Annotated in this window: 1 protein-coding gene; it reads right to left on the bottom strand. The window is 61.2% G+C overall.

The genetic code is table 11. The features are described 5' to 3' along the window. Positions 1-313: 313 nt before the first annotated feature. Positions 314-1,399, bottom strand: coding sequence for an IS110 family RNA-guided transposase (locus LNV23_RS23780; RefSeq protein WP_263565229.1), 1,086 nt, complete (start codon positions 1,397-1,399; stop codon positions 314-316). Positions 1,400-1,501: the final 102 nt, after the last annotated feature.

Genomic DNA, 1,501 nt, shown 5'->3' with positions numbered 1-1,501 from the left:
CTACAAGGACTTCCCACCGTTTCAAGCTCCAATAGCAAGACCTGACCCTTCGGGGTCTTTTTCATTTCTAGACCTGTGTTCTGAACAGCGGCAACGCAACGAGGAACAGACTGAACATCTACAAACGGGCTTGCTGCGGACGATGCCGCTGCCCCAGATACGAACCGCTCAGCAAGACCCCATTCGTTCGTCGTTGTTGGCTCAGCGTGCTGAGCGTGCAACGGACAGGTTATCGGGTTCACCTGCTGCCGGTCTGACCTGTGCTTTGCTTCTACGAACGTGGGTCTGTGATTCAGTGAATGAGTGAGGGGACTCAGGCTGGCTGCGGCTCCTTGAGCGCCGGCAACTTGCACTGAGGAACAGGCGGTACATGCTCTGGGTCGTAGTCGATTCCCCGCGTCAGCACCGCCCACAGAATGCGAGCGTTCTTGTTGGCTAGCGCCACCAGAGCCTTCTGCCATCCGACACGGTCGCGCAGTTGCAGCAACCACTGCGAGATGCGGTCATTGCGTTTGGGCGCGGCCAGCAATGCGGACTTGGCGCCCTGGATCAGCAAGGTGCGTAAGTAGTCATCGCCGCGCTTGGTGATGCGGCCCAGCCGGTTCTTGCCGCCGGAGGAGTTTTGGCTCGGCACCAATCCAACCCAGGCGCTGAATTGGCGTGCGCTCTTGAACTGGTGCATGTCGCCCACGGCAGCCACCAAGGCCGAAGCGGTCAGATCGCCCACACCGTGCAACTGCGCGGCACGAGCGGCGGCCTGATCGGCACGTACATGCTGCTTGACCTGCTGGTCACACCAGGCGATCTCGTCGTCCAGCACACGCCAGTGCGCCTGTGTGCGCTGCAGAGCCAGGCGCATCACGCCGGGCAGTTCGTTGCTGGCGTCTTCCAGCACATCGTTGAGCACACGACGCAAGGCATCAGGGCTTTGCGGGAAGACCAGGCCGAACTCAGCCAGCAAGCCGCGAATGCGGTTGATGCAGGCGGTGCGTTCCTCCTTGTAGCCTTCGCGCAGCCGATGAATCCCTTGCCAGCCTTGCTGATCCGGCGTCTTCACAGGCACACAGCGCGTACGCACCCGTGAGGCGGCCTCACAGATCGCTGCAGCGTCGTTTGCATCGTTCTTGCCGCTGGCGCCTTGTACGCGGAACGGCGCGATGAAGTGCGCCGCGATCAGCCGGGCATCCAGCCCCATCAGACGTAGACGGCGGGCGAGGTGGTGAGCGCCGGAGCAGCTTTCCATAGCGACCACAGTGCCCGCAGGCAAACCCAGCGCCCAGCTCAAGAAGCGATCCGGTGACATCGGCCGCGCCAGCACGGTAAGGTCGGCGTTATCGACCGCGTGAACCTGGTAAACACGCTTGGCCAAATCCACCCCGACTCGGGTAATCTTCTCCATGGACTTCCCCTTTCAAATGGCAGCTGATTGATGACTTCGAGAACCACCAATCTTGGCGCATTGACGCCGTTTGCCCGAAGGTGGGAAGTCCCTTCGTATTCG

It is taken from the genome of Kinneretia sp. DJ1R-11 (assembly GCF_025717595.1).
GTDB lineage: Bacteria > Pseudomonadota > Gammaproteobacteria > Burkholderiales > Burkholderiaceae_C > Paucibacter_A.
Note: the sequence above shows the minus strand (reverse complement) of the source record. Positions and strands in the feature narration are given on the sequence as shown.

Excerpts from the sequence above, each read along its gene's own strand:
- LNV23_RS23780 (WP_263565229.1), bottom strand. The coding sequence starts at position 1,399 with ATGGAGAAGATTACCCGAGTCGGGGTGGATTTGGCCAAGCGTGTTTAC.